Source organism: Stenotrophomonas sp. SMYL8 (assembly GCF_036320065.1).
GTDB classification, from domain to species: domain Bacteria; phylum Pseudomonadota; class Gammaproteobacteria; order Xanthomonadales; family Xanthomonadaceae; genus Stenotrophomonas; species Stenotrophomonas maltophilia_A.
In genome coordinates this window covers 109,119-133,985 of record NZ_JAWIRR010000004.1, presented here as the reverse complement: position 1 = coordinate 133,985, position 24,867 = coordinate 109,119, and the positions used below count along the sequence as shown (strand labels likewise).

At 66.7% G+C, this 24,867-nt stretch carries 23 protein-coding genes and 1 tRNA gene; 13 read left to right on the top strand and 11 right to left on the bottom strand.

Going from position 1 to position 24,867, the window contains the following annotated elements:
* The first annotated feature begins 1 nt into the window (after nt 1).
* Together rsmB and V3B25_RS05625 are read left to right on the top strand one after the other, a co-directional pair.
* Nucleotides 2–1,333, top strand: a complete 1,332-nt coding sequence (gene rsmB, locus V3B25_RS05630; RefSeq protein ID WP_107433227.1) for a 16S rRNA (cytosine(967)-C(5))-methyltransferase RsmB — start codon at nt 2–4, stop codon at nt 1,331–1,333.
* Between the two features lie 23 nt (nt 1,334–1,356).
* On the top strand, nt 1,357–3,078 hold the full coding sequence (locus tag V3B25_RS05625; RefSeq protein ID WP_329810284.1) for a glycosyltransferase family 39 protein: 1,722 nt from the start codon (nt 1,357–1,359) through the stop codon (nt 3,076–3,078).
* Between the two features lie 18 nt (nt 3,079–3,096).
* Here V3B25_RS05625 and V3B25_RS05620 read toward each other — a convergent pair whose 3' ends face one another.
* Complete coding sequence (locus V3B25_RS05620; RefSeq protein WP_329810283.1) at nt 3,097–4,218, bottom strand: glycosyltransferase family 4 protein; 1,122 nt, start codon at nt 4,216–4,218, stop codon at nt 3,097–3,099.
* Nucleotides 4,219–4,261: 43 nt separating this feature from the next.
* Nucleotides 4,262–5,080 carry a glycosyltransferase family 2 protein gene (locus V3B25_RS05615; protein ID WP_049401006.1) on the bottom strand — a complete coding sequence of 273 codons (819 nt, stop codon included), beginning with the start codon at nt 5,078–5,080 and terminating at the stop codon, nt 4,262–4,264.
* On the opposite strand from V3B25_RS05615, the gene V3B25_RS05610 reads away from it, so the two are divergent.
* A complete protein-coding gene (locus V3B25_RS05610) occupies nt 5,079–6,137 on the top strand; it encodes a CDP-glycerol glycerophosphotransferase family protein (protein ID WP_329810282.1) in 1,059 nt (352 codons plus the stop codon). The two genes, V3B25_RS05615 and V3B25_RS05610, sit on opposite strands and share 2 nt — an antisense overlap.
* Before the next feature lie 97 nt (nt 6,138–6,234).
* On the opposite strand, the gene V3B25_RS05605 is transcribed toward V3B25_RS05610, so the two are convergent.
* The 4 genes from V3B25_RS05605 to V3B25_RS05590 all read right to left on the bottom strand — a co-directional run bounded on the left by V3B25_RS05605 (nt 6,235) and on the right by V3B25_RS05590 (nt 10,496).
* Nucleotides 6,235–7,779, bottom strand: a complete 1,545-nt coding sequence (locus tag V3B25_RS05605) for a PH domain-containing protein (protein WP_032128560.1) — start codon at nt 7,777–7,779, stop codon at nt 6,235–6,237.
* On the bottom strand, nt 7,776–8,276 hold the full coding sequence (locus V3B25_RS05600) for a PH domain-containing protein (RefSeq protein ID WP_125892202.1): 501 nt from the start codon (nt 8,274–8,276) through the stop codon (nt 7,776–7,778). The genes V3B25_RS05605 and V3B25_RS05600 overlap by 4 nt, the downstream gene beginning before the upstream one ends.
* A 75-nt stretch (nt 8,277–8,351) precedes the next feature.
* The gene (ribA, locus tag V3B25_RS05595) at nt 8,352–9,488 is read right to left on the bottom strand and encodes a GTP cyclohydrolase II RibA (RefSeq protein ID WP_049401010.1); all 1,137 of its coding nucleotides are present in this window, start codon (nt 9,486–9,488) and stop codon (nt 8,352–8,354) included.
* Between the two features lie 87 nt (nt 9,489–9,575).
* Complete coding sequence (locus V3B25_RS05590) at nt 9,576–10,496, bottom strand: lauroyl acyltransferase (protein WP_049461974.1); 921 nt, start codon at nt 10,494–10,496, stop codon at nt 9,576–9,578.
* A 60-nt stretch (nt 10,497–10,556) separates the two neighbouring features.
* Between V3B25_RS05590 and dtd the strand changes: the two genes are divergently transcribed.
* From dtd to V3B25_RS05560, 6 genes are all read left to right on the top strand, one after another.
* Complete coding sequence (dtd, locus tag V3B25_RS05585) at nt 10,557–10,997, top strand: D-aminoacyl-tRNA deacylase (protein WP_201117431.1); 441 nt, start codon at nt 10,557–10,559, stop codon at nt 10,995–10,997.
* Between the two features lie 90 nt (nt 10,998–11,087).
* Nucleotides 11,088–12,941, top strand: a complete 1,854-nt coding sequence (gene rpoD / locus V3B25_RS05580; protein ID WP_014038623.1) for an RNA polymerase sigma factor RpoD — start codon at nt 11,088–11,090, stop codon at nt 12,939–12,941.
* A 258-nt stretch (nt 12,942–13,199) separates the two neighbouring features.
* Nucleotides 13,200–14,600 (top strand): type II toxin-antitoxin system HipA family toxin YjjJ, encoded by a 1,401-nt coding sequence (gene yjjJ, locus V3B25_RS05575; protein ID WP_065428852.1) that lies wholly within the window; start codon nt 13,200–13,202, stop codon nt 14,598–14,600.
* Between the two features lie 124 nt (nt 14,601–14,724).
* Nucleotides 14,725–14,800 (top strand) — tRNA-Ile (locus V3B25_RS05570).
* A gap of 69 nt (nt 14,801–14,869) precedes the next feature.
* On the top strand, nt 14,870–15,517 hold the full coding sequence (locus V3B25_RS05565; protein WP_329810281.1) for a hypothetical protein: 648 nt from the start codon (nt 14,870–14,872) through the stop codon (nt 15,515–15,517).
* 60 nt (nt 15,518–15,577) lie between these two features.
* The gene (locus tag V3B25_RS05560; RefSeq protein WP_329810280.1) at nt 15,578–16,264 is read left to right on the top strand and encodes a hypothetical protein; all 687 of its coding nucleotides are present in this window, start codon (nt 15,578–15,580) and stop codon (nt 16,262–16,264) included.
* 24 nt (nt 16,265–16,288) lie between these two features.
* On the opposite strand, the gene V3B25_RS05555 is transcribed toward V3B25_RS05560, so the two are convergent.
* Entirely contained in the window at nt 16,289–16,681 is a 393-nt protein-coding gene (locus tag V3B25_RS05555) for a DoxX family protein (protein WP_329810279.1), read from the bottom strand.
* Nucleotides 16,682–16,799: 118 nt separating this feature from the next.
* Here V3B25_RS05555 and V3B25_RS05550 point away from each other — a divergent pair, with 118 nt between their 5' ends.
* A complete protein-coding gene (locus V3B25_RS05550; protein WP_049423730.1) occupies nt 16,800–17,219 on the top strand; it encodes an H-NS histone family protein in 420 nt (139 codons plus the stop codon).
* Between the two features lie 49 nt (nt 17,220–17,268).
* Nucleotides 17,269–17,676, top strand: a complete 408-nt coding sequence (locus V3B25_RS05545) for a hypothetical protein (protein WP_329810278.1) — start codon at nt 17,269–17,271, stop codon at nt 17,674–17,676.
* A 21-nt stretch (nt 17,677–17,697) separates the two neighbouring features.
* Here the strand turns inward: V3B25_RS05545 and V3B25_RS05540 are convergent, their stop codons facing one another.
* Nucleotides 17,698–18,339: a glutathione S-transferase family protein gene (locus V3B25_RS05540; RefSeq protein WP_329810277.1), complete on the bottom strand. Its 642-nt coding sequence runs from the start codon at nt 18,337–18,339 to the stop codon at nt 17,698–17,700.
* Between the two features lie 127 nt (nt 18,340–18,466).
* Between V3B25_RS05540 and V3B25_RS05535 the strand changes: the two genes are divergently transcribed.
* Complete coding sequence (locus tag V3B25_RS05535; protein WP_049423734.1) at nt 18,467–18,883, top strand: hypothetical protein; 417 nt, start codon at nt 18,467–18,469, stop codon at nt 18,881–18,883.
* Between the two features lie 7 nt (nt 18,884–18,890).
* Here V3B25_RS05535 and V3B25_RS05530 read toward each other — a convergent pair whose 3' ends face one another.
* A complete protein-coding gene (locus tag V3B25_RS05530) occupies nt 18,891–19,694 on the bottom strand; it encodes a helix-turn-helix transcriptional regulator (RefSeq protein WP_049423780.1) in 804 nt (267 codons plus the stop codon).
* Between the two features lie 65 nt (nt 19,695–19,759).
* Between V3B25_RS05530 and V3B25_RS05525 the strand changes: the two genes are divergently transcribed.
* Entirely contained in the window at nt 19,760–20,653 is an 894-nt protein-coding gene (locus V3B25_RS05525) for a DMT family transporter (RefSeq protein WP_049423736.1), read from the top strand.
* An 8-nt stretch (nt 20,654–20,661) separates the two neighbouring features.
* On the opposite strand, the gene V3B25_RS05520 is transcribed toward V3B25_RS05525, so the two are convergent.
* Both V3B25_RS05520 and V3B25_RS05515 read right to left on the bottom strand, forming a co-directional pair.
* Nucleotides 20,662–21,690, bottom strand: a complete 1,029-nt coding sequence (locus V3B25_RS05520; protein ID WP_049423782.1) for a hypothetical protein — start codon at nt 21,688–21,690, stop codon at nt 20,662–20,664.
* Nucleotides 21,691–21,948: 258 nt separating this feature from the next.
* The gene (locus tag V3B25_RS05515; protein ID WP_154353377.1) at nt 21,949–24,783 is read right to left on the bottom strand and encodes a TonB-dependent receptor; all 2,835 of its coding nucleotides are present in this window, start codon (nt 24,781–24,783) and stop codon (nt 21,949–21,951) included.
* Between the last annotated feature and the right edge of the window lie 84 nt (nt 24,784–24,867).

Here is a 24,867-nt window from a genome sequence, read left to right as displayed (position 1 = left end):
GGTGTCGAAGCAGAACGATTTCTCCGTCGCCAAGGCGGCGCCGGGCGCGGCCACGCGCATGCTGGCCGCACGTGTGCTGGCACAGGTGTTCACCCGTGGCCGTTCGCTGAAGGCCGAACTGGCCTGGGCGCTGCCGAAGCTGGCCGACAGCCGCGACCGTGCGCTGCTGGAAGCCCTGTGTTTCGCCGTCCTGCGCCGCCGCAGCACTTATGACGCGGCGCTGCAGTCGTGGATGCAGAAGCCGCTGTCGGCGCGTGATGCCGATCTGCGCACGCTGCTGATGGTCGGGTTCGCCCAGCTGGACGTGCTGGAGCTGCCGGCGCACGCGGCGCTGTCGGCCACCGTCGATGCCGCGCGTGCACTGGGCCGTGAGCGCCAGGCGGGCCTGGTCAATGCGATCCTGCGCCGCGCGCAGCGCGAAGGTTTCCCGGAGCAGCCAGCGCGCGATGCCTTCCCGGAATGGCTGGCCGATGCGGTGGAACGCGATTGGCCGGCACAGGCCGACGCGATCTTCAGCGCCAGCCTGCAACCGGCGCCACTGTGGCTGCGCGCCAACCGCCAGCAGGGCGGTCGTGACAAGGCACTGGCCGCGCTGGCCGAAGTCGGCATTGCCGCAGAAGCCAGTCCGCTCAGTGCCGACGCGTTGCGCCTGGCCTCTCCGGTTGCCGTGAATCAGCTGCCCGGCTTCGCCGAGGGCGCGATCTCGGTGCAGGACCTGTCGGCGCAGTGTGCCGCCGATGCGCTGGCCCCGGTGGCCGGTGCCCGCGTGCTGGACGCTTGTGCGGCACCCGGCGGCAAGTCGGCGCATCTGCTCGAGCGCGACCCCAGCCTGCGCCTGCTGGCGCTGGATATCGACGCGCGCCGCCTGGCCCGTGCACGCGATACCTACACCCGTACCGGCGTGGGCGAGCATGCGCAGACCCTGGCGGCAGATGCCAGTGATCCGGGCGCCTGGTGGGATGGCGTGCCGTTCGACGCGATCCTGCTTGATGCGCCGTGCTCGGCGACCGGCGTGATCCGCCGCCAGCCGGATGTGATGTTCCACCGTCGCGCCGAAGACATCGATGCACTGGTCGGCGTGCAGGCGCGCCTGCTGGAAGCCTGCTGGTCGATGCTGCGCCCGGGCGGCGTGCTGTTGTATGCCACCTGTTCGATCCTGCGCGCCGAGAACATCGATCAGGTGCGCGCGTTCCTGAAGTGGCATCCGGATGCCGTGGCGCAGCCGCTGGGCGATGCATTCGGCGTGGATTGCGAAGGGGTGGCGCGCCAGCGGCTGCCGGGTGAAAACGATGCTGACGGTTTCTTCTACGCGCGTCTGTTAAAAGCAGCCTGACCCCCGCTGCCGTTTCGAGTCCCATGCTGAAAGCCCACGCGTCGCGCCAGACGTGGTTGTTGGTGGTGATGGCCCTGCTGGTGCTGGGGGCCGGCCTGGGCCTCCGTGATCCGTGGCCCTCGGACGAGCCACGTTTCGCGCTGGTGGCCAAGCAGATGGTCGACAGTGGCTACTGGTTGTTCCCGCATCGCGGCCCCGAGCTCTATTCGGACAAGCCGCCGATGCTGATGTGGTTGCAGGCGGCGATGTACAGCCTGGTCGGCCACTGGCGGGTGGCGTTCCTGCTGCCCTCGCTGCTGGCCGCGCTGGGCACGCTGTGGTGCGTGGTCGATCTCGGCCGCCGCCTGTGGACGCGGCAGGTGGGGCTGTACGCGGGCTGGGCACTGCTGTTCGCGCTGCACTTCACCTTCCAGGCGAAGAAGGCGCAGATCGATCCGCTGGTGGTGCTGTTCATCACCCTGGCCAACTACGGCCTGCTGCGCCATCTGCTGCTGGGTCCGGCCTGGCGCTGGTGGTGGCTGGGCTGGTTCTTTGCCGGCATCGGTGTGATCACCAAGGGCGTAGGCGTGCTGGCGCTGATGATGATCGCGCCGGCGGCAGTCGCATCCGTGCTGCACTGGCCGCGGGTACGCCTGCACGTGCGCGACCTGCGTTTCTGGCTGGCACCGTTGGCCTTCCTGCTGGCGGTGTCGTTGTGGCTGGCGCCGATGCTGCTGGCATGCTTCGCCACCGGTTCGGAGCCGTACCGCGCCTACATGGACGACATCCTGTTCCGGCAGACTGCGCGGCGCTATACGCAGTCCTGGGACCATCACCAGCCGTGGTGGTACTTCCTGGCGATCATGCCGTCGATGTGGATTCCCGCGTTCCTGCTGCTGCCCTGGGCGCTTCCGGCCTGGTTCCGGCGGCTGCGCCGGCGCGATGCGCGCTACCTGCTGCCGTTGGCCTGGTGGCTGCTGGTCGTGCTGTTCTTCTCCCTTCCGCACGGCAAGCGCGACGTCTACATCCTGCCGGCATTGCCGATGTTCTGCCTGGCGTTGGCGCCGTTGCTGCCCGGGCTGCTGAGGCGACGCGATGTGCAGCGCCTGCTGGGCGCATTCACCGCGTTGCTGGCACTGGCGCTGGGGCTGGTGGGTGCGCTGGCGCTGCTGGGTGATCCGGATTTCGAAGTGCGCCTTACCCATGGCCGCGGGTTGCTTCCCGGTGCCACCGATGCGCTGGCCTGGGCGGCGCTGGCGATGGCGGTCTGGTCGGCCTTGAGCCTGTGGGTGTGCGGGCGCCAGCGTCGGCACGTTGCCCTGGTCTCTACCCTGGCAGGAGTCTGGGTGCTGTACAGCCTGGTCGGTTATCCGGTGTTGAACGACTCCAGCTCGGCCCGTGGCCTGATGCGTGAAGTGAGTGCACGCATCGGCCCGCAGGCCGAGCTGGGACTGGTGGCATGGAAAGAGCAGAACCTGCTGATGGCCGATCGCCCGGCGGCCACCTTTGGATTCGAAGCACGTTGGCATCAACAGCTGCAGGCGGCCGTGCGCTGGCAGCGGCTGGTTCCGCAGCAACGCTGGCTGCTGGTGAACGAGGATGCGATGCAGGCCTGCATCGATCGTGCGCGGGCCGAGATGGCGGGCATTTCCAATCGTCGCCGCTGGTGGCTGGTGCCTGCCGATGCGGTCGCCGGCGACTGCCGGCCGTCAGCGGCGGAACTCGAGCACGAGCGCCGCCTGCAGGGGCCCGGCATCACCGATTGAGCGTTCGGGGAGCGTGGCTCAGGTGCTGGCCAGGGCGGCGTGGTAGCTGGCCAGCGTGGCGTCGGCGAATGTCTGCAGGCCGAACTCCCGCTGTGCATGGCGGCGTGCTGCGCGGCCCTGTTCCGACAGCGCATCGCGCTGTGCGTACAGCGCCTGTACCTGGGCGGCGATGGCGTCGATGTCGCGTGTGGCAACCACCCAGCCATCGACGCCTTGTTCGATGTTCTCCGGCAGGCCTGCGTAGTCGCTGACCAGCATCGGCTTGGCGCTGGCCATCATCTCGCGGCAGGCGAAGGAGATCGTCTCGACGTCATGGGACAGTACGAAGCCAGCATCGCCAGCCGCGATCAGGACACGGGTATCGGCCAGCAGGCCGGTGAAGTGCACCTGCGCGGCCACCTCGCCCAGCGCCTGCACCTGTTCGCGCTGCTGCGCGCTGGGCAGGTGGCCGGCCACGGCCATGTGCACATGCGGACGCACCGCATCGGGTAGCCGCGCGATGGCCTTGGCCAGGTCGATCCAGCCTTTGTAATCGTCGGTGCCGGCGTTGCTGACCAGCACCAGCGCCCGTGGATCCTGCGTCCATTGCTGGCGCAGCGCGCAACCGGTGCCGGCCGGCTGTGGCGAGTAACGCTCGAGGTCCACGCCGTTGCGGACGACGTCGATCGGGCAGCGACGGTACGGGCCCTGTTCCAGCAGGCGCTTGGTGTCGGCCGATACTGCGATCACGCGGTCGGTGGCCAGGCGGGCACGGAAGGCGTTGCCCAGGGTGTTGGTCGGCTTGCTGTTGTGCTTGGTGAGGATGATCGGCGGGCGGCGCATGCCGAGCAGGCCCTGCATCACGAAGCGGTGGTCACGTGCACCGTTGACGTGGATCAGGTCGATGCCTTCTTCGCGCACCAGCCTGCGCAGCGCGCGCTGTTCGGCCAGCTGCCGGGGCAGCGTTGGCAGGCCGCTGCCGAACGCAATCGGCAGTGTGCGGGCGAGGCCTTCATCGGCCATGGTCCGCAGCAGGCGGCTGTCGGCCGGTGCGGCGACATGGAGCGTGTGCTGGCCATGCAGGGCTCGCGCCAGCGAGACGATGTACGTGGTGTGACCGCCACCGTCGCCGTAGTGGAAGTTGGTGTACAGGATTCTCATGGGGGGTCTTCAGGCAACGCCCGCGCAGTGTGACACAGCGTGGTCAAGGCCGGTCCGCGGAAGGCGCCGGGTCGGCCACCGCCTGTCCATTGCCCAGCATCCACAACATGATGGTCTTCTGCCGCACGTAGTTGGCCCGTACATAGGCGTAGACCAGGCCGTGCCAGCCGTCGCGGAAGCCGCCACGGAACAGGAAGCCGCGCCAGAACCGCCAGGCCGGCGCCAGCACCAGCTTGCCCAGCGTGGCCCGCTTGCCGCGTGCGAACTCGTGCTCGGCCATCATCCGCGCGTACTTCTCGGTCTTGGCCAGCTGCTGCTGCAATGACCGGTACGGATAGTGGATCAGGTCGCCGCGCAGGGTGCCCACACTGCCGTCGACACTGGCCGCCTCGTGGATCTCGCGCTTGCCGCGCCAGCCGCCGCGGCGGCGGTCGAACAGGCGCATCACCCGGTCCGGGTAGGCATTGCCATGGCGCAGGAACTTCCCGAAGTACTCCGAGAGGCGGGCGAAGCGGTAGCCGGCCTGGCCGCCGAAGCCACCGTCGCGGGCCTGCTCGATGGCGGTGCGCAGCTCGGGGCTGATGCGCTCGTCGGCGTCCAGGCACAGCACCCAGTCGTGGCTGGCCTGCTCGACGCAGAACGCCTTCTGGCTGCGGAAGCCCTCGAACCGGCGCTGCAGCACGCGGGCACCGGCGGACTCGGCGATGGCTACGGTGGCATCGGTGGACTGCGAGTCCACCACCACGATCTCATCGCAGAAGGCCAGCGAGGCCAGGCAGTCGCCGATGCGCCCGGCCTCGTTGAACGCGATAATGCACGCCGAGATGCGAGGCCGTTCGATGGGAGCGGTCGTGGAGGACATGATGGCCGGGTACCTGTTGTTTGCGACGGAGCGCTATGCGCTGCCTATTCTCGCCCCGTTGGCGCAGGCCTTGCACGCGTCCGGGCAGGAGGTGGCGGCCTGGTTCGAGGACGGCGCGGCCGGCAGCAGCCTGCCGGGGGTGCCCAACGTGGGCCTGAAGCAGGCCCTGGCAATGCGTCCGCGGGCGGTGTTCAGCGCGGCCAACTGGGTGCCGACCTTCCTTTCGGGGGCCAAGGTGCAGCTGTTCCATGGCTTCAACGTGGAGAAGCGGGACAGTGCGCGCGGCCACTTCCGGGTGCGCGGCATGTTCGACCTGTACTGCACGCAGGGGCCGGCCACGACCGCACCGTTCCGCGAGATCGCCAGCCTGCAGGGCCACTTCGCCGTGGCCGAGACTGGCTGGCCGAAGCTGGACCCGCTGTTCCGCGATGACGGAGGCGAGAGTTCCGCGCTGCGCGCACCGGCCGGTGACCGCCCGGTGATCCTGTTCGGTTCCACCTTCACCGAGCGGCTCAGCGCGGCTCCGCACCTGCATGCGCAGATCGCCGCTGATATCGCCGCCGGTGATCACTACTGGCTGCTGACCCTGCACCCGAAGTGCCCACCGGAACTGTTCGAACGCTACCGCGCGCTGGCCGGTGCCAATGCCCGCTTCATCGAGCCGGAGCAGGTGATGGCCGCGCAGCGTGCCGCCGATGTGCTGGTGTCGGACACCTCATCGATCGTTTCGGAGTTCATCGTGCAGCACAAGCCGGTGGTGACCTTCCGCAACCGCGTGCCGAAGCCGCACATGATCGACTTCGATGATCCTGCGCAGCTGCAGGCGATGCTGCAGCGCGCGCTGCACCCGGACGCCGCGCTGCAGGCGGAAATCGTGCGCTACGCCGATGCCATCCACCCTTACCGCGATGGCCGCTCCAGTGAACGGGTGATCGCGGCCACCGAGGATTTCCTGTCCGGTGAAATGGGTGCGTTGCGGCGCAAGCCATTCGGCAGCTGGGTGCGCGATCTGCAGATCCGCAAGAACCTGGGGTATTGGGGCCCGTCGCAGCGCTGATGCCTCGCTGACCCCGCTCGCGGTAGTGCCGGCCGCTGGCCGGCAACCTCGGGAATGGCGGCAGTTGCCGGCCGGCGATCGGCACGACCTGTAGTGCTTACCAGCGCAGCTTGCGCCGCGCCAGCGCCGCGGCCAGTTGATCCATCACCTGTTGGGCCTGTGCCTGCGGCAGATGATGCAGCGTCAGCGCCACATCACCATGCGCGCCGGCGGTATCCAGCTGCAGGCTGCTGGTGCCCAGCAGTTTGTCTAGCGGCGAGCGTTGCAGGCGCAGGCCCTGCACCTTGTCCAGCTCGGCCCAGCGCCACCAGCGCTTCCACCAGCCGCCGCGCACCGCCACATAGTGTTCGTCCAGGTACCAGCCCATGCGTGCCATCTGCCGGTGCGCGACCAGCAGCGCCACCGGCAGCCACGCCAGCACCAGCAGGCCCCATGGGCCCCAGCGCCAGTACGCGGCCGCAGCCAGCAGCGGCACCAGCACCAGTGCGCCCAGGCACAGCCGCCACCAGCCGCGCTGCGGAATGGACTGCCATTGCAGCGGAGGCCACTGCAGCTGCGGCAGCAGGTGCTGCACCAGCTGCTCACAACGTGTACTGGACGCCAGCGGCGCGAGTTCGCGCAGGGCGCGGTCCTCATCGCGCGCGGGGCCACCGGCGGCACTGTCGATGCGCAGCTGACGCAGCCCGAACCAGCGCTGCAAAGTACCTTCGCGCAGCGTCCAGGCCTGGATGCGCCGGCGCGCCACGCTGCTGCGGGTGCGGCTGAGCAGACCGGCCGATACGGTCAGGCGTCGGTCCTGCTCGCTGAGGGTGAAGCCGTGGTAGCGCAGCAGCGTCAGCACCACCGACAGCACGCGCAGCGCCAGCCAGCCCAGCAGCAGCGCGGCAGCCAGCAGCAGAAACGCACCGGTCACGCCGGGGTGCAGATGGCTGGCGTAGCCAAAGGCTTCGCGTCCACCGCGCTGGAGGGCATCGTCCATCACCGGCCGTGGCACGGTCTGGAACAGCACGCCGAACGCGGCGATCGCCAGCGCCCAGCCGCGGTTGGAGAGCAGGCCCATGCGTACCACGTCCCAGCTCGACAGGCGCAGCAGTACCTGCTCGTTCTCAGTCGCGGTGCTGGCAACCGGGTCGGGCTCGGTGATGCCGGCGGCCTGCGGCGCCTGCCCGCGCTGGCGGACCAGCCGTTCCAGCGCCAGCGCCTGGTCCAGCTTCAGCACCCGCATTTCCGCTTCCGGGCGCACGCCACCGGCCGATTCCAGGCGCAGCTCGGCCACACCAAACAGGCGGTGCAGCGGGTTCTGCCGCACCTCCACGTTGTGGATGCGCGCGAACGGAATCTCGCGCCGGTTGCGCGCGAGCAGGCCGCTGCGCACGGTGATCGCATCACTACCGATACGGTAGCGGTAGCTGAGGTACTGCAGCACCGACACCAGTACCAGTGCGGCAATTGCCGTCAGCGGAATCAGCTGCGCCCACATCGGGTCGCGGTCGCCGCGCTGGCCGAACACCAGCAGTGCGACCAGCGGCAGGAAGTAATGGCGCAACTGCATCAACAGTACGAACAACCACGACCACGGATGCAGGCGGTGGTCCTCGCCACCGGCGGGCAGTGCTGCAGGCAGAGGCGGTGGCAGGCTCACAGGGCGTCGGCGTCCTGGTCGAGCTGGTGGGACAGGGTATCGCGCAGGCGCTCGGCATCCGCCTCGTCCAGGCCGCTGACGGTCACCGCGCTCATGCGGGTGCCGGCGGTGTGCACGATCAGCGTGGCCAGGCCAGCACGGCGTTCCAGTGGTCCACGGCGCAGGTCCAGGTGCTGCACGCGCGACAGGGGAATGCGGGTTTCCAGCTGCCACATCAGGTCACGGCGCAGGCCCAGGCCCTGTGCGTCCAGCCGCCAACGGGTGCGGACCAGGCGGCGGTGGCCGAGCCACGCGCCACATGCAGCCCCCACCAGCAGCCCAAGGGCGGCCGTCCACAGGCCGCCGGGCAGGTCGAAGAACCACGCGGCTGCGGCCAGCGGCAGGCCCGGCACAAACAGGCCGCCGAAGGCACCTTCCAGTGCGGCCAGCCGCGCGGCGCGGCGCGGCAGCGACTGCCAGGCATCGGTGGTCGGAGCAGTAAGGGGAACGTCGGTCACGCGGGCTCCGTCAGGTGGCAGGGCGGGCGGTGGCGGCCGTGGCCGCACCGCGCAGACGGTAGCAGGTCGGCTGCGTTACTGGGCAGCCTGGATCAGCGCGTCCACATCCAGCATGTGGCCGGCACGATCAGCCTTGGTGCGCAGGTAGTGCTCGTTCTCGGCGGTGATCTCGCCGGTGACCGGAATGCAGTCCAGCACCTCGATGCCAGCGTTGCGCAGGCGCTGCGCCTTGGTCGGGTTGTTGCTGAGCAGGGCCACGCGCGAAATGCCCAGGCCGCGCAGCATCGCCACCGCGCTGCCGTAGCGCCGTTCGTCGGCGCCGAAGCCGAGCTGTGCATCGGCATCGATGGTGTCCAGGCCGTCATGCTGGTAGCCGTAGGCACGCATCTTGGCCGCGATGCCGGTACCGCGTCCTTCCTGGTCCAGGTACAGCAGCACGCCGCCGCCCAGTTCCTTCAGCTTGCGCAGGCCGCGCCGCAGCTGGTCGCCGCAGTCGCACTTGAGCGAACCGAACAGGTCGCCGGTCAGGCACGAGGAGTGCACGCGTACCGGTACCACCGCCGACAGATCCGGTTCGCCGACGATGATCGCGACCTGGTCACGCTGGGCGACGCCACCACGGAACACCGCGAACGTGGTCATGCCGACATCGCGCAGCGGTACCGGCGAACGCGCCACCAGTTCGTAGTCATGCGCGGCATGTGCTGCGCCCTCGGCCAGGTCGCACAGCGCAACCTCTGCCGCGCCATCGAAGGTGCGGTCTTCGGCGTCCAGGCGCACCGCCACCATCGCCGGCAGCAACAGGCCGAGGCGGGCCAGTTCCACCGCGCCTGCATCGAAGGCGTCACCGGCGCTCCAGCCGTCCGGCATCGGGCCCGGTTCACGCAGGTAGCCCAGCGAGGGCAGGGCATCGAAGGCAACACCGGCCAGCGGCAGGCGCGCACCTTGCGGGGCCTCCACGCCAAGCACGCGGGCGCGGGTGGCGGTCAGGAACAGGTAATGGCGCTCGCGGGCGGCATTGGCGAAGGCAGCGAAGCTGCTGGCCGTGGCGCTGTCCAGCGCGATCACCGCCAGGCGCTGGCCCTGGCCATCGTGGAGCAGCACCGGGCGACCGGCACGCAGTTCGGCCACCGCGCGCTCGCAGCGGATCGCGGCCGGATCGCCGAACAGGGAAGAAGCAGCAGACATGGCAGGACCGGGGGAGTCGGACATCGCAGTCTCTATGGGGGCGCCGGCGTCGTATTCAACGTGGTGCGGCCGCCGGTCGCAGGGGCCGGATGGGCCTGGGTGCGGCGGCCGTCAGTGCGGATGCTCTTCGGTCGCGTACGGGTCTTCCTCGCCGCTGCCCGGTGGCCGCAGCGTATAGCGCTTGTAGGTCCACTGGTACTGCGCCGGATCGCGGCGGGCAATGCGCTCGATGCCGGCATTGAGCGCGGTGGCGGCCACCTGCGGGTCGGGGTCGGCCACGGCGGCGTCGGTCGGTTCGATGTGCAGGGCGAATTCCATGTCCGGGCCGATGCGCTCGCACCAGCCATACAGCACGGTGGCGCCGGTGCGCTCGGCCAGCCGGTTGACCAGGGTCATGGTTAGGGCCTGCACGCCGAAGAACGGCACGAACACGCCATCGCCGGCCTTGGGCTGCTGGTCGGGCAGGATGCCGGTGGCACCGCCGTCCTTGAGCACCTTGAACAGCTGGCGCACGGCCGGGCCTTCGGCGCGCACTTGCTGTACGTTCTGGCCGCCCCGCACCAGTTGCAGGAAGGCATCGCTGGCCTCGTCCTCCGGTGGCTTGTAGACGATGGCGATCTGACCGCGCGAGGCCAGCCACTGGTTCAGCAGCTCCCAGTTGCCGAAGTGCGGCGCGGCCACGATCACGCCCTTGCCGCTGGCCAGGGCGGCGTCGTACAGGGCCTCGCCGTGGCGCTGCTTCAGGTGCAGGCGCAGGTTGTCGGCCGGCGCCTGGCTCCACAGGCGCAGGGTCTCGATGGCCTGCAGGGCGGTGGAGCGCAGCAGCTCCCGGTGCAGGCGGTCGCGCGTGGCGCGGTCCAGGTCCGGGTAGGCCAGCTCCAGGTTGCGTCGGGTGACGCGGCTCTCACGGGCGTTGAGACTGATCCAGGTCCAGGATAGGGCACGGGCGATTCCCCGCAGCAGCGGCCAGGGCAGGCGGGCGAACAGGGTGGTGGCGCGGTAGACCAGCCGGGCTTTGCGTTGCGGATTCATCTGCGCCAGTTTAGCCAAGGGCGCTGCTATCGTGGCCGGCCCCGTTCATTGGAGCCCACGATGCTCGTCCTTATCCAGCGTGTCAGCCAGGCTGCCGTCCACGTCGATGACGAAGCGGTCGGCCAGATTGGTCCGGGCCTGCTGGCGCTGGTGGGCATGGAACCGGGCGATACCGAGGCCCAGCTGCGGCGCATGGCCGAGCGCCTGCTGGGTTACCGGGTGTTCGCCGACGAGGCCGGGAAGATGAACCGGTCGCTGCGCGACACCGGCGGCGGCCTGCTGCTGGTCAGCCAGTTCACCCTGGCGGCCGATACCCGTTCGGGCATGCGGCCGAGCTTCACCAGCGCCGCACCGCCGGACGAGGCTGAACGCGGGTTCAATCGATTTGTCGACATCTGTCGTGAAAATCACGCGCCAGGGGTGGAAACGGGCCGGTTTGGTGCCCATATGGTCGTCAGCCTGGTCAATGACGGTCCCGTGACCTTCCTTCTCAGGCCCTGAGCCTGCGGGACCACCGCCCGGCAGGCAGGGCCCCGGGCTGGTATAATGCTACGTTCCCTATTTCTCCCTAGCCGGTGGCGCGAGCACTACATGGCCAACGAACGTCCTGCCCAATCCGAAATCAAGCAACTGATCAGCAAGGGCCTGGAACAGGGCTACCTGACCTACGCCGAAGTCAATGACCATCTGCCGGACGACATGGTCGACCCGGAACAGATCGAAGACATCATCGGCATGATCAACGGCATGGGCATCGATGTCCATGAAGTTGCGCCGGATGTGGAAACCCTGCTTCTCAACGACGGCAACACCGGTAACCGCGAAGTCGATGACACTGCGGCCGAAGAAGCTGCCGCTGCGCTGAGCGCGCTCGACACCGAAGGTGGCCGTACCACCGACCCGGTGCGCATGTACATGCGCGAAATGGGCACCGTCGAGCTGCTGACCCGCGAAGGCGAAATCGCCATCGCCAAGCGCATCGAGGAAGGCCTTTCGCAGGTCCAGGCCGCCCTGGGCCAGTTCCCGGTTTCGGTCGAGTCGCTGCTGACCGATTACGAAGCCCACAAGGAAGGCAAGAAGCGCCTGGCCGAAGTGATCGTTGGCTTCAACGACCTGGCCGACGAAGAGCCGGCGCCGCCGGCGGCTGCTGCCGATGACAGCAGCGATGCCGACGCCGAAGGCGACGAGGACGAGGACGATGATGTCGAGGGTGGCGAGGAAGAAGCCGCACCGACCGGTCCGGATCCGGAGGAAGTCGCTGCGCGCATGCAGGCGCTGAGCGATGCCTTCAATGCCTTCAAGAAGGCGGCGACCAAGGGCGACAAGAAGAACCTGCCGCGCCTGCGCGAAGAGATGTCGGCGGTGTTCGTCACCCTGAAGCTGCCGCTGCCGCTGACCGACGTGCTGACCAAGCAGCTGCGCGACACCATGGCGTCGATCAAGGCCCATGAGCGCCGCGTGCTGAATCTGGCGACCGTCACCGCCCGCATGCCGCGCAAGGACTTCATCCGTTCCTGGGAAGGCAACCAGACCAACCTGGAGTGGGTGGAAGACGCGCTGAAGCGCAAGCAGAAGTGGTCGTCGGCCCTGCGCGAAGTGAAGGACCAGATCATCGCCGAACAGCAGGCGACGATCGACATCGAGAAGCTGACCCAGCTGGACCTGGAAGAGCTGAAGGAAATCAGCCGTGCCATGGCCTACGGCGAAGCCAAGGCGCGCAAGGCCAAGAAGGAAATGGTCGAGGCCAACCTGCGCCTGGTGATCTCGATCGCCAAGAAGTACACCAACCGCGGCCTGCAGTTCCTCGACCTGATCCAGGAAGGCAACATCGGCCTGATGAAGGCCGTGGACAAGTTCGAGTACCGCCGCGGTTACAAGTTCTCGACCTACGCCACCTGGTGGATCCGCCAGGCGATCACCCGCTCGATCGCCGACCAGGCGCGCACCATCCGTATTCCGGTGCACATGATCGAGACGATCAACAAGTTGAACCGCATTTCCCGCCAGATGCTCCAGCAGTACGGCCGCGAGGCTACGCCGGAGGAGCTGGCCAAGGAAATGGACATGCCGGAAGACAAGATCCGCAAGGTGATGAAGATCGCCAAGGAGCCGATCTCGATGGAAACCCCGATCGGCGACGACGAGGATTCCCATCTGGGCGACTTCATCGAGGACACCAACGTGGAGTCCCCGATCGAGAACACCACCAACATCAATCTGTCTGAAACCGTGCGCGACGTGCTGGCCGGCCTCACCCCGAGGGAAGCCAAGGTGCTGCGCATGCGCTTCGGTATCGATATGAACACCGACCACACCCTTGAGGAAGTCGGCAAGCAGTTCGACGTGACCCGCGAGCGCATCCGCCAGATCGAAGCGAAGGCCCTGCGCAAGCTGCGTCACCCGAGCCGCTCGGAGCAGCTGCGCAGCTTCCTGGATATCGATTGATTTCCAGCGGCTGTTGAAGCCTTGAGAGAAACCCCGCTTCGGCGGGGTTTTTCTTTGCCCACCATATCCCTGTAAAGCCGAGCCTTTGCTCGACTGAGGCTTATGATTACGTAACAAGTAATGTAACGGAAGGCCCGCGTCGAAGCTGGCTCTTCGTGAATATGTCCATTATTTTCAAGCTCATAGGTGCACAGCCGCGCTTGCAGTCCCGCTTTTTTGATGCTAATTACGTAACAAATTTCGTATTACGTAATGCACATGCCACGCGCTCAACGCCCACAGGTACTGGATCTGATCGCTCAGCTGGCCCCCGGCCAGCCGCTACCTGCCGCGGCGCTGGCCGAGCGTCTGGGGGTGGACCGGATGGCGCTCAGCCGGCTGGTGGCCGCCAGTGGCCCGCAGGTGGTGCGCATGGGCAGCACCCGGGCAACCGCCTATGCACTGCGGCGGCCCACCCGGGCCGGCAGCGAATGGCCGCTGTACCGGCTGCGCGAAGATGCGACGCTGGAGGAGCTGGGGCGGGTAATTGCGCTGGTAGGAGGCGGCTTCCACGTCGATGCCGGGCCTGACTGTCCGAACCTGCGACGCGCGCCCGAAGGTGACGTTGCCGCCTTCTTTCCTGACTTGCCGTGGTACCTGGATGACCTGCGACCGCAGGGATTTCTTGGTCGCAGCTTCGCCCATGGCCGTGCGCAGGCGCTCGGCCTGCCGAAGGACCTCAAGAGCTGGCAACCGGACGATGTGTTGATGGCCCTGGTAACCGCTGGCGGGACTGAAGCGGGCGATCTGCTGCTCGGTACCGCCGCCGTGGAGGCGGCGATGGAGACGTTGCAGGTGCCGATCGATCGGGTTGCGGCCGACGATCGTCTTGCACAGTATCGCGAGCGTGCGCGTGCTGCGCTGGACGGAGAGGACGTGGGCTCCTCGCCGGGTGGCGAGCAACCCAAGTTCACCGCCACCGTAGAGGCCTACGGCAGGCGCCGCTCGGTCCTGGTCAAGTTCGCGCAGCCCGATGAAGGCGCCGCCGCCCAGCGCTGGAGCGATCTGCTGGTCTGCGAACATCTGGCGCTTGAGGCCCTGCGCGAGTCCGGGCAAGCCGCGGCGTCCAGCGAACTGCTGCAGTCGCCCACGCACACCTTCCTGGAAATCGAGCGCTTCGACCGCACGCCCGATCTGCTGGGGCGGCGAGGCCTGGTCTCGCTGCTGTCGCTATCGTCTGCGTTCACCGGCGAGGTCACCCCAGCGTGGCCGGTTGCAGGCGCCGAACTGCGTGATCAAGGCTGGCTGACGGCCGACACCGTGCAGGCGATGGGCCGACGCCATGCGTTCGGGCGGCTGATCGGCAACAGCGACATGCACCACGGCAACATCGCCTTCCACTTCATTGATCGCGGTCCGCTGCCGCTGGCGCCGGTCTACGACATGCTGCCGATGTCGCTGGCGCCGTCAAAGCTGGGCGTGTTGCGCGCGGACGAGCCGCTGTCGCCGGTCGCGCCGCTGGGCAGTGGTGATCTGCAGCATCTGCGCTGGGCGGCGCCGGTGGCTGAAGCATTCTGGCAGTGCGTGGCTGTTGACGGGCGGATCCAGTCGCCGGCAATGCGGTCGTTGGCGGGCGCGAACGCCGAGCGGGTGCGGGAGATGGGCGCGCGGTTTGGGTGAGCCAGCTGTTGCGCAAGCCTGGGCGCGTGGCGTTACGCAGCGATGGCTGAGGGTTTTTCAGTGTGTCTTGGCGCCGGCGGGTAGCCGGTTGAGCGCAGGCTCCACTACACTGTGACGCTGCGCAGGGCCTATAGCTCAACGGTTAGAGCAGGGGACTCATAATCCCTTGGTTCCAGGTTCGAATCCTGGTGGGCCCACCAACCCAGCGTGCATGAACGGCTGCTGGTCTGCCTTCAAGGCAACATCTGATCCACACGCAAGGATCGAACATGCCCGACACCCGCGCCCCGGTGGAAGACTTCACCACTGAAATCGAAGACAGCCGGCATCTGTTCGCCTGGTGCCTGGTGCGCTACGGCCAGATTCCCGAAGCGCTGGCAATCGGACAGGCACGCGAACGCTATCCGGACCAGACCGCCGGCCACGAATACGAGCACGAACTGCTCTTCCACGACGAGCCCTGGCACTGGGCGATGCTGCATGTGCTGGGCGAAGGGTATTGGCACCAGAACCCGGAACTGGTGCAGCCGTCGCTGGAGTACGACACCGAATCGGACGCGCTGTGCCTGGCGCGCGGCGAGCCGATTCCCTTACTGGATGAGGATGAGTATCTCGGTGCGCTTGCGCACGCGCGCCATATGCATGCGTGGACGTTGATCCATCAGGCAGGGATTGACGAAGAGCAGGCACAGCGGCAGGCGCTTGAGTACTACGCGTACTTTCCGCCGCATCATCGCTGGCGCATGTGCGTCCACGATGCGCGCGCTGCATGGGTCGACGTGATGAGCGTGCTGCACATCAATGACTACTGGAGCCGGCCCGAACTGCAGAGGCCGCCTGAGGCGTACTGGCGCGCGTCACGTGCATTCGCCCTGGCACAGGGGCTCCGGCTGCCGGAAACTCCGTCTCCCTCATGAGAGGGCGCTGCAAGGGTGGCATGATGCGGCTTCCGCCGATCCGTACGACAAGGAGCCCGCATGAAGCGCAGTGCCCGTATGTTCGTCGCCCTGACTGCCCTTGCGGCACTGCCTGCCGCTGCCGAGCCATCCGACTCACCCAAGCGCCCGTCGGTTGATACCCTGCAACGCCTGATCGTCGACAAGGCACCGCAGACGCGCGTAGCAACACCGGACCACGAGCGCATCACCGCACGGCGCATCGATATCGTCGATGACACGGGGGTGATCCGCATGACGCTGTCGGGCAAGACACCGGCACCGATCATCGATGGCCTGCAGTACAAGCGCGCCTTCAACGTTGCCGGCATGGTGCTGTACGACAACCAGGGCAGCGAGCGCGGTGGCTTCGGCACCGCCGATGTCGACGGCGGCATGGCGGTGCTTGCGCTGGACCATCCGGCGATGGATGCGATCGGCTGGCGGGTATCACCCGATGGTGCGGTGAGTTTTTCGATCAACCAGGCTCCGAAACTGATCCGTGAGCCTGCATTGGGCAACAAGCTGATTCCTGGGGTGCAAGCACCGACCCGCATCGGTCTGGTGGTCGGGCCTGACGGCACGCCGGCCATTGCCTTGAACGACAAGGCAGACCGCACGCGACTGCGGCTGACTGTCACTGCGGAAGGCTACGGCGCGATCGAGTTCCTCGATGCGCAGGGCAAGGTGATCCACACATTGGCGCCGGAGGCTGAACTTCGGCGCTAGCGCGTGGGGGTCGCCGATCGGTGCTTACCCGCGCCGCCCCCTGCCATCAATGCTGTACCGCCCGGCCCCGGTGCAGGCCAGCAGCAGGAAGCCACCGGCCAGCCCCAGGTTCTTCAGGAACATGATCTGTTGGGTCTGGTCGGCGAAGTTGTGATGGAAGATGAAAGCGGTGACCAGGCTGAAACCCACCAGCACGATCGACACCAGCCGGGTCTGGAAGCCGAACAGGATGCACAGTCCGCTGCCGATCTCGAAGGCGATGGTGGGCCAGAGCAGGATGCCGGGCACGCCCATCGCTTCCATGTAGCCCTGGGTGCCGCTGAGATCACCGAGCTTGCCCAGGCCGGAGATGAGGAACAGCGCCATCAGCAGGAGGCGTGCAAGCAGGTAAGCGAGCGAATGGGATGAGTGGCTCACGTCGGTGTCCTCGGAGATGGACGGCGAAGGCGATCGGAGCCCACCGGCAGTGAAGCCCGTGTCTACGCCAAGGGCAAGGCGCCTTGACAGCTGGCCGTCCGCAGGAGACCTTTCTCCCATGACGATTGATATTGAATCGCTCAGCCTTCGGGAGCTGGGCGCCTTGGTGGTTGCCGCTGAACAGCGGAAACAGCTGATTTCCAGCCGCCGTCCGGCCAGTGCGGTACGGCGGATGTTGAAGGCCGCAGCAGCAGAAGCGGGGTATACCCTCGAAGAGCTGTTCGGCGGAGAGGTGAACGAAGAGGCCGCTCCCCGCCGGAAACCGGCACGGCGCAGAACCGGGAAAGTGGCTGCCAAGTACCGTGACCCGGAGTACAAGCGCCTGACCTGGTCCGGCCGCGGGCGCATGCCGCGCTGGCTGGCGTCCAAGGTGCAGAAGGGCCACAAGGTGACCGACTTCCTGATTCCCGGCCTGGCCCGGCCGACGGCGCGCAAGAGCAGCCCGATCGGCAAGCGCACGGTCTTCAAGAAGGATTGAACCTGCCGCGCTGCTACCCTGCCAGGGTCTTTGAACGAAGGAGCGCGCGATGGCACACGATGGCAGCCTGACGATCTCACCCAGAGTCCTCTACATCGCGGCAGGCGCGGCGGTGCTGGTCAGCCTGCTGGCCTGGGCGGTGGAATGGAGCGGGATGGCCTATGTCTGCCCGTACTGCCGCGTGCAGCGCACGGTCATCGGCGTGCTGGGTGTGCTGACGCTGTTTGCACGACCGGGCGGTCTCATCGTGCCGTGGTTGTCGTATACCGCGGGCGGCTTCGCGTTCGTGGTCGCGGCGATGCAGCACTTCAACGGCTGGAAGCGTATTTCCGCCGGAGATTTCAGCTTCAACGCGCAGTGGTATATCGACCCGTGGCTGCTGTCAGGTTGCGCGATGCTGATCCTGGTGGCGCAGCTGATGCTGGTGCAGGCCGCATGTCGGGGCAGTCTGCACTGAAGCCTGCCCACGGGCGTAGCGTCAGGCGTTCTGGAACACCGCCAGCTGCGCAACAAACGCACGCTGGTAGGCGGGGCGCTGCGTTGCACGGCCCACATAGGCCACCACCTGCGGGTACTCATCGAGGAGGCCGCTGCTCTTCAGGCGCAGCAGCACCGAAACCATCATCAGGTCGCCGGCGCTGAACTCGCCCTCCAGCCACAACGCCGATCCCAACCAGGCGGACAGCTGCGCCAGCCGCATACGCACACGCTCATCGAGCATTGGCAGACGCTGCGCATACCAGGGCTGCTCGTGCTCCAGCACCCAGGCCATCGAGCGCTCGACGATGGGCGGCTCCACTGTATTCAATGCAGCGAACACCCACATGATCGCGCGCATGCGTGCATCTGGATCAGCAGGAAGCAGGCCGGCATGCTGCTCGGCCAGGTGCAGCACGATCGCGCCGGATTCGAACAGGATCTGGCCGCCGTCCTGCCAGGTGGGGATCTGCCCGAAGGGGTTGCGGGCCAGGTGCGCGGGCTGCTTCAGCTCGGCAAAGCCGAGCAGCTGCACGTTGTAGGGCACGCCCAGCTCCTCCAGCGCCCAGCGCACGCGCATGTCACGGGCCAGGCCCTGGCCGCGGTCCGGGGAAGTGGCGAAGGCGGTGAGGATCGGGCACATCGTGGCACTCCTGCAGGTCGAAGGGCCTGCCTTTCCTGTTCCGACGAACCACGGGGCGGGAAATCGACACCCTTCCCGGGACGGCGGGCGATACACTGCCCGCCACCCACCACAACTGTGCCTCCTCATGTGGCAGCGCCGCACTTCCCTGGCCGAACTGCAGCAGCAACGCGATGTGCTGCAGGCTGAGATGGATGCGGACGCCCAGCGATGGGTCTCACAGCTTCCGCCGGATGATCTCGTGGCAGCGCTGATGCCGCAGGCGCGCCGGCTTCAGGAGCTCAATCAGCTGATCCTGCGGGCTACACCGCCGCGTGAGCTGATGAAGCGCCTGAAGGCGCTTGAGCGACAGCTGCTCGAACCCGGTACACAGAACGCAGGCGTGCGGAGGGGACTGGAAGATGAACTGCGCGATCTGCACCTCTATTTCAGCAATCCCCGCCGTCGCCCATTGACGGCAAAGGTCATTCTCATCCTGTTCGCCTGCGTTCTGGCCGCCTTGTTCCTGCCAAGGCTGCTTGCGGACCTGCTGATCGCTCTCTAGGCCGCCCTCACCCCGCCCGATGCAGCTTCCGGTACTGATCCGGCGTGCACTGCGCGTGCCGCTTGAACATCTCGGCGAAGGCGCTGACGCCGGAATAGCCCAGCTCCTCGGCGATCCGGCTGATCGGCCGGCGGGTGCACAGCGCCTCGGTGGCGCGCACGAACTTCACCCGTCCACGCCAGTCGCCGAGCGACATGCCCAGCTCGCTGCGTGCCAGGCGTTCGAGCTTGCGCACGCTCATGTGGTGGCGCTGCGCGATTTCGGCAACCGATTCGGCCATCGACAGGTGTTTCTCCATGTACGCCATCACCTGCTTCAGCGCATCGCTGCTGGCGATCGGCAGGAAGCTGGGCAGTACGGCCGCATTGACGATCTGGTCGATCACCACGGCGGCCATGCGCCGCTGGGCCGGGGTCTGCGGATCGGTCACGCCCTGCCGTGCCAGTTCGTGCAGCAGCTCGCGCAGCAGCGGGCTGACTTCCAGTGCACGGCAGCGATCAGGCAAGCGGCGTGACAAGGCCGGCGACAGATAGGCCGAGCGGTATGCCAGCTGCGAGCGGTTGCGCGAATAGTGGGCCATTCCCGGTGGAATCCAGATCGCGTAGTGCGGCGGGGACACCATCCATTCGCCGTCGATCTTCATCTCCATCACACCCTGCGCGACGAAGTTGAACTGGCCCCACGGATGGCTGTGCGTGCCCCAGTCCGTGGGCTCCATCGCACCCTGCCGGAAGTAGATCGGACCGGGCAGCTGGCGGAAGGTGGGGATTGGCTCCATCGGTTGCCGCAAGCCGGGGTCGGTGTGGCGCATTTTCGGGATGTCCTCGATATGCGCCAAGCGTACGCTGGGCAATCCCCCACGTACACCCGCGTTCCGTGAACTATCTTTTCCCGATCCTCGCCTGCCTGCTGTGGGGCGCGAACACCATCGTCACCAAGCTCGCCTCGGACTCGGTCGGCCCCATCGACATCGGCTTCTTCCGCTGGCTGGTCGCGGCGGTGGTCCTGCTGCCGTTGGCACTGCCACGTCTGCGCGAAAACCTGCCGACCGTGCGCGCCAATCTCGGGCGCTTCCTGGTGCTGGGCTGCCTGGGTGGGGTGATGTACCAGTGCCTGGCCTACTATGCGGCGCACTTCACCTCGGCCACCAACATGGGGGTGATCCAGGCGCTGATTCCGTTGATCGCGCTGGCGCTGTCGCGCGTGTTCATGGGCCATCCGGTGCGAGGCACTTCCATTCTTGGCGCGGTGATCTCCACTGCCGGTGTGGTGGCGGTGGTCTCGCAGGGCGACCTGGCGCGGTTGGCAGCGCAGGGCCTGAACCGCGGCGACGCGATCATGCTGATCGGCGCATTGGCCTTCGCCGCCTACAACGTGCTGATGCAGCGCTGGAAGATTCCGCTGTCGGTGCTGGAGTCGCTGTTCCTGCAGGCCACCGCTGCATCGCTGATCCTGTTGCCGGTACAGCTGCTGGTCGGCACCGGGGTGAACAACCTCACGGCGGTCGGCTGCATCGGCTTCGCCGCCGTGTGCGCTTCGATCCTGGCGCCGCTGACCTGGATGACCGGACTGTCACGCCTGGGCGCTGCGCGCGTCTCTGGCTTCTTCAACCTGGTGCCGATCGTGACCGCCGCGCTGGCTGTACTGCTGCTGGGAGAATCGCTCAGTGGCTGGGTACTGGGCGGTGGCCTGCTGGCGGTGTCCGGCGTGGTGTTCGCCGAGTACAGCGCCAGGCGCGCCGCCGCAGTGCCGAGCGAGCAGCCCGCATAGGGCTTCGGTCATGCGGGATACGTGTCTCCGCTCAGCGCCTGTTCCACCCGCTGTTGCAGCGCGTCTGCATCATGGCCGCGTTTGCCCTGCAGGCTGAGATACAGCGAAAGCGGGTCCACCACATCGCCAATACTGGTGAATGCCGGCGGATAGGCCCAGATCTGCAGCCGTGCGCTCTGGAGGCAGTCCGGGCCGGGCATGGGAAGTGCGCCCAGCAACCGCCACGCATCGATGTGCAGTGCGCGGGTGCCACCGATTGGGGGCGGTGACGTTTCAGCAAGCGCATCGAGGCCTGCCATCGGCGCCGGATGCCCCGCATCGCGGAGTGCCTCGGCGGTCGGGCCCCAGCAGACATCCACTTCCTTCAGGATGGGGGAACGCAGGAACGGCTGTGCCCTGGCCCAGACCTCGTCGCGGTTGCCGGCCAGCTTCAGGAAGCGCTCGCGGCCACCGGTGGAGCGCTCGACCAGGCCGCGACCGACCAGTTCGGCAGACAGGCGCGACGCCGTCATCGAGGTGTAGCCGGCGACGGCACTGATCTCGCGCGGCGACCACCAGCGCGACTGGCCGCTCAGCAGCACGTGGATCAGTACGGCCTGCGCCGAAGGCAGCAGCGAGATGGCTTTCTTCTCATGATCGGGGTCGTCGCGGAACTCAATAGCCAGGCTCGGCGCGAACAACTGGGTGTGCGGGACCACGAAGTCGATGTGGTTCTCGACCAGGAAGCGGCGCTGGGTCGGCGTGAGATAGGGCGAGACGTACAGCACCAGTGCATTCGCTGCAGAGCGCAGGCAGCGCACATCCTGGATCACACGGGTGCTGGATTCGCCCGGCTCGCGGGCCACGGCGAGCATGGCGGGGGTTTCCCCGTACAGCATCAGCCCGGCGAGGTGGTAGCGCGATGCCATCGCGTGGGGAATGGCATGCAATGAAGCAAGTGGATGCACTGCCGAGGCGAGCCCGGGGAGAATCCTGCGCAGGTACCGCTGCGCGTCAGCGACCAGGTCGGTCAGGCCGGTGCGAACTGCCGTCGTCATCTCGTACTTCCCTTGCGGCGGCATGTCCGGAAGATCGGAACCCGGCCACACCGTCACATTCAGTGGTGAACCTGGAGACGGGTGTGCAGTGTCGGGGCGCGTGGCGATCCATGCGGTCCTGCTCCTTAGCCGTCATGACATCAAGTGTTGCTGGGAACCTTGGAGATTCCGTCGAAAAACGATGGAGATTGGGTGGAGGCGGTGTGCATCGTGGCCGGCGGACTCCCCTTCCGCCGGCCACGAGCACGGACCTGCCCGTCAGAAGCGCTGCGAGTACTTCACGTACACGGTGCGGCCGATATCGAAGCCGCCGTAATAGGGGAAGGAGCTGGACGGCTTGGAGAACATGATCGGGCCCTGGTGGTTGAACACGTTGTTCGAACCCAGCGCCACGGTGCCGTCCCACGGCAGCTTGTAGCTGACCTGGATGTCGTGGAAGGCATTGGAGCCGACCTTGCGCAGGGCATCCGGTTCACCGTAGGCGTAGCGGTCGGGCAGGGTGCACGGACGGTTCGGTACGCAGTTTTCAACCATGCCGGAGTAGTAGCGCACGGTGTACTGCGTGCTGAAGTTGCCGAGCTGCCAGTTCACACCCAGGTTCGAGCGCAGGCGGGAAATGCCCGGCTGGCCGATGCGGCCCATCATGATCGTATCGCCGGCCGAGTTCTGGTTCTCCTCGTCGTACTTGGAGACATAGCTGTTCTGCAGGTCGATGGTGAAGCGGCCGAACGAGAACTCGGGCAGGCGGTAGTGGATACCCAGGTCCCAGCCTTCGGTTTCCATCGAGCCCAGATTGGCCAGACCGTAGAACATGCTGGTGATGTGGCCATCGCCAGCGCGCTTGACGCTGCCACAACGCGAAGCGTTGCCGAGCACGTAGCAGTCACGCAGGATGCGGTCGACGCTGTCCTGGATGATCATGTTGGTGATCTTGTAGCTGTACCAGTCGAGGTTGATGTCCAGCCCGTCCACCCAGCGCGGGCTCCAGACCACGCCCACGGTCTTGCTCTTGGACTCTTCCGGGCGCAGCTTCGGATCGGAGCCGGTGGTGAACTCGTCAGGCGTGGCGCACGGATAGCTGGCGCAGGGCTTCAGGCTCTGGTTCAGCTGCTGGTAGCCCAGCGGGACGCCGGCGGCGTTGCAGGCGGCATTGCCGTTGACGCTGTTGGTGGCGCCGATGCCGCACGGGTCGACATAGGTTTCGAAGCTGGTGCCCAGGCCGCCATACAGATCGGAGATGCTCGGTGCGCGGAAGCCTTCGGCGAAGGTGCCACGGATCATGAGCTCTTCGATCGGACGCCAGGCGAAGCTCGCCTTGGAGTTGGTGGTGCTGCCGAAGTTGCTGTAGTCGGAGTAGCGCGTAGCCAGGTTCACGGTCAGTTCCTTGGCGAACGGCAGGTCGCGCAGGATCGGCACGTTCACTTCGGCGAAGAACTCGTTGAGGCTGTAGTCGCCGGCGGTGGTGGATGCGCCCAGTGCAGTGCTCTGGCGCGACTGGGCGAAGGCATCGGGCACGAAGCGGCCTTCTTCCTTGCGGTACTGATACCCCAGGGCGACGGACAGGTCACCGGCAGGCAGTTCGATCACCGGGCCGGAGATGTTGGCGAAGTAACTGCGGGTCTTGGTGATGCCGGTATCGTTGAACGTCGGGAACAAGAAGCGCTGCAGTTCGGGATCGGAGAGAGAGCCAGCCCCCGCGACCCCGAACGGCAGCAAAGGATTCCAGGCCAGGCAACCCGAGACCGGCGATGCCGCCGTGCCACACCGGGCCACACCGTTGGCATCGAGGTAGGAGGGCCCCAATGCCTGCCGGGAAGCGATCAGGCTCATGTCGCCACGGCCTGTTTTTGTAACTTCATTGCGGTTGAACAACGCGCCGACTTCCCAGTCGTACGTCTTGGTGCCCAGCTCGAAGTAGCCGGACAGACTGGGTGCAACCCGCAGCGACTTCAGCTTGCTTTCGGTCGTGCGCGGCACTTCCCACAGGCGGCGATTGAACGCGATGCCGTGGTCGAGCGGGTTGAATACGCTGGCCGCGTCCAGCGGCGTGCCGAACTTGGTCGACTGGTACGGGTAGCCCGCGATCTGCTGGTCGGTGGTGCGCTCGTTGTAGCCGATGTCGGCAGTGAACTTGATCTGGTCGGTCAGGGCGTAGTCCGTGCTCAGGAACAGCGAGCGGCGCTCGATGCCGGTCTGCAGGTGCATCTGGTCGTTGCCGTTGGCGAACTCGGCCGGCGTGATCGGGTGGTAGTCGTTCGGGTTCTTCGGATCGCCGCCACGATTGAGGGTCTTGAATACGGCATCACCGGTATTGCACTTGTAGAGCGCCGGGTCGCACCAGGAACCGTTCTGGCTGATGTTGCTCCAGTCCGCGCCCGGGTAGTTGGGGCCGGCGCCGCCGTACCGGGAGAACTCCCGGTCGCGGGCAAACACCGGGTCTGACTTCTGGTATTCCAGTGCGAGCGTGTACCCGCCACGCTCCCCACGGGCGCCGGTGACCAGCGAGAATGTGCTGTCCTTGCCATCGCCCTGGCTGAACTGCCCGTGCTGCATGGACACTTCCAGGCCTTCGTAGTTCTTGCGGGTGATGATGTTGACCACGCCAGCGATTGCATCCGAGCCGTACAGCGAGGAGGCGCCGTCCTTCAGCACGTCGATGCGTTCCACCGCGCTCATCGGAATCTGGCTGAGATCCTGCAGGCCGCTGGTGGTGGCGCCGAGCCGCTTGCCGTTGACCAGAACCAGGGTGCGCGTGGCACCCAGATTGCGGATGTTGACGTAGTAGCCACCAACGTTCTCGCCGGACGCCAACGCGCGCGCACGCGAAATGGTCGGCGCGCCGGTGGAGGTCAGGTTCTGCAGCAGGTCGGCGATGGTGGTGAAGCCCTGCTGCTCGATCATCGCGCGGGTGATGGCGATGATCGGCTGCTGCGTTTCGATATCCACGCTGCGGATGGCCGAACCGGTAACCTGGATGCGATCGAGGTTCTTCGGTGTTTTATCGCTGTCATCCTGCGCATGCGCGGCCGGTGACCAGGCAGCGGCCAAGGCCGTGCCCACTGCCAGGGAAAGCAGGGTGTACTTGTAGTGCATTTGGCTCTCTCCAAATCCAGTTGAATGGGTTTCCGCATCGCTGCGTGGAAACCGATCTGAAATCCCGCTGTGCGGAATCGGAAG

Coding starts and splice junctions, on each gene's coding strand:
- V3B25_RS05625 (WP_329810284.1), top strand. CDS start 1,357: ATGCTGAAAGCCCACGCGTCGCGCCAGACGTGGTTGTTGGTGGTGATG.
- V3B25_RS05615 (WP_049401006.1), bottom strand. CDS start 5,080: ATGTCCTCCACGACCGCTCCCATCGAACGGCCTCGCATCTCGGCGTGC.
- V3B25_RS05530 (WP_049423780.1), bottom strand. CDS start 19,694: ATGCGCCACACCGACCCCGGCTTGCGGCAACCGATGGAGCCAATCCCC.
- V3B25_RS05540 (WP_329810277.1), bottom strand. CDS start 18,339: ATGTGCCCGATCCTCACCGCCTTCGCCACTTCCCCGGACCGCGGCCAG.
- V3B25_RS05610 (WP_329810282.1), top strand. CDS start 5,079: ATGATGGCCGGGTACCTGTTGTTTGCGACGGAGCGCTATGCGCTGCCT.
- V3B25_RS05520 (WP_049423782.1), bottom strand. CDS start 21,690: ATGACGACGGCAGTTCGCACCGGCCTGACCGACCTGGTCGCTGACGCG.
- yjjJ (WP_065428852.1), top strand. CDS start 13,200: ATGCCACGCGCTCAACGCCCACAGGTACTGGATCTGATCGCTCAGCTG.
- ribA (WP_049401010.1), bottom strand. CDS start 9,488: ATGTCCGACTCCCCCGGTCCTGCCATGTCTGCTGCTTCTTCCCTGTTC.
- dtd (WP_201117431.1), top strand. CDS start 10,557: ATGCTCGTCCTTATCCAGCGTGTCAGCCAGGCTGCCGTCCACGTCGAT.
- V3B25_RS05535 (WP_049423734.1), top strand. CDS start 18,467: ATGTGGCAGCGCCGCACTTCCCTGGCCGAACTGCAGCAGCAACGCGAT.
- V3B25_RS05545 (WP_329810278.1), top strand. CDS start 17,269: ATGGCACACGATGGCAGCCTGACGATCTCACCCAGAGTCCTCTACATC.
- V3B25_RS05590 (WP_049461974.1), bottom strand. CDS start 10,496: ATGAATCCGCAACGCAAAGCCCGGCTGGTCTACCGCGCCACCACCCTG.
- V3B25_RS05620 (WP_329810283.1), bottom strand. CDS start 4,218: ATGAGAATCCTGTACACCAACTTCCACTACGGCGACGGTGGCGGTCAC.
- rpoD (WP_014038623.1), top strand. CDS start 11,088: ATGGCCAACGAACGTCCTGCCCAATCCGAAATCAAGCAACTGATCAGC.
- V3B25_RS05550 (WP_049423730.1), top strand. CDS start 16,800: ATGACGATTGATATTGAATCGCTCAGCCTTCGGGAGCTGGGCGCCTTG.
- V3B25_RS05560 (WP_329810280.1), top strand. CDS start 15,578: ATGAAGCGCAGTGCCCGTATGTTCGTCGCCCTGACTGCCCTTGCGGCA.
- V3B25_RS05565 (WP_329810281.1), top strand. CDS start 14,870: ATGCCCGACACCCGCGCCCCGGTGGAAGACTTCACCACTGAAATCGAA.
- V3B25_RS05515 (WP_154353377.1), bottom strand. CDS start 24,783: ATGCACTACAAGTACACCCTGCTTTCCCTGGCAGTGGGCACGGCCTTG.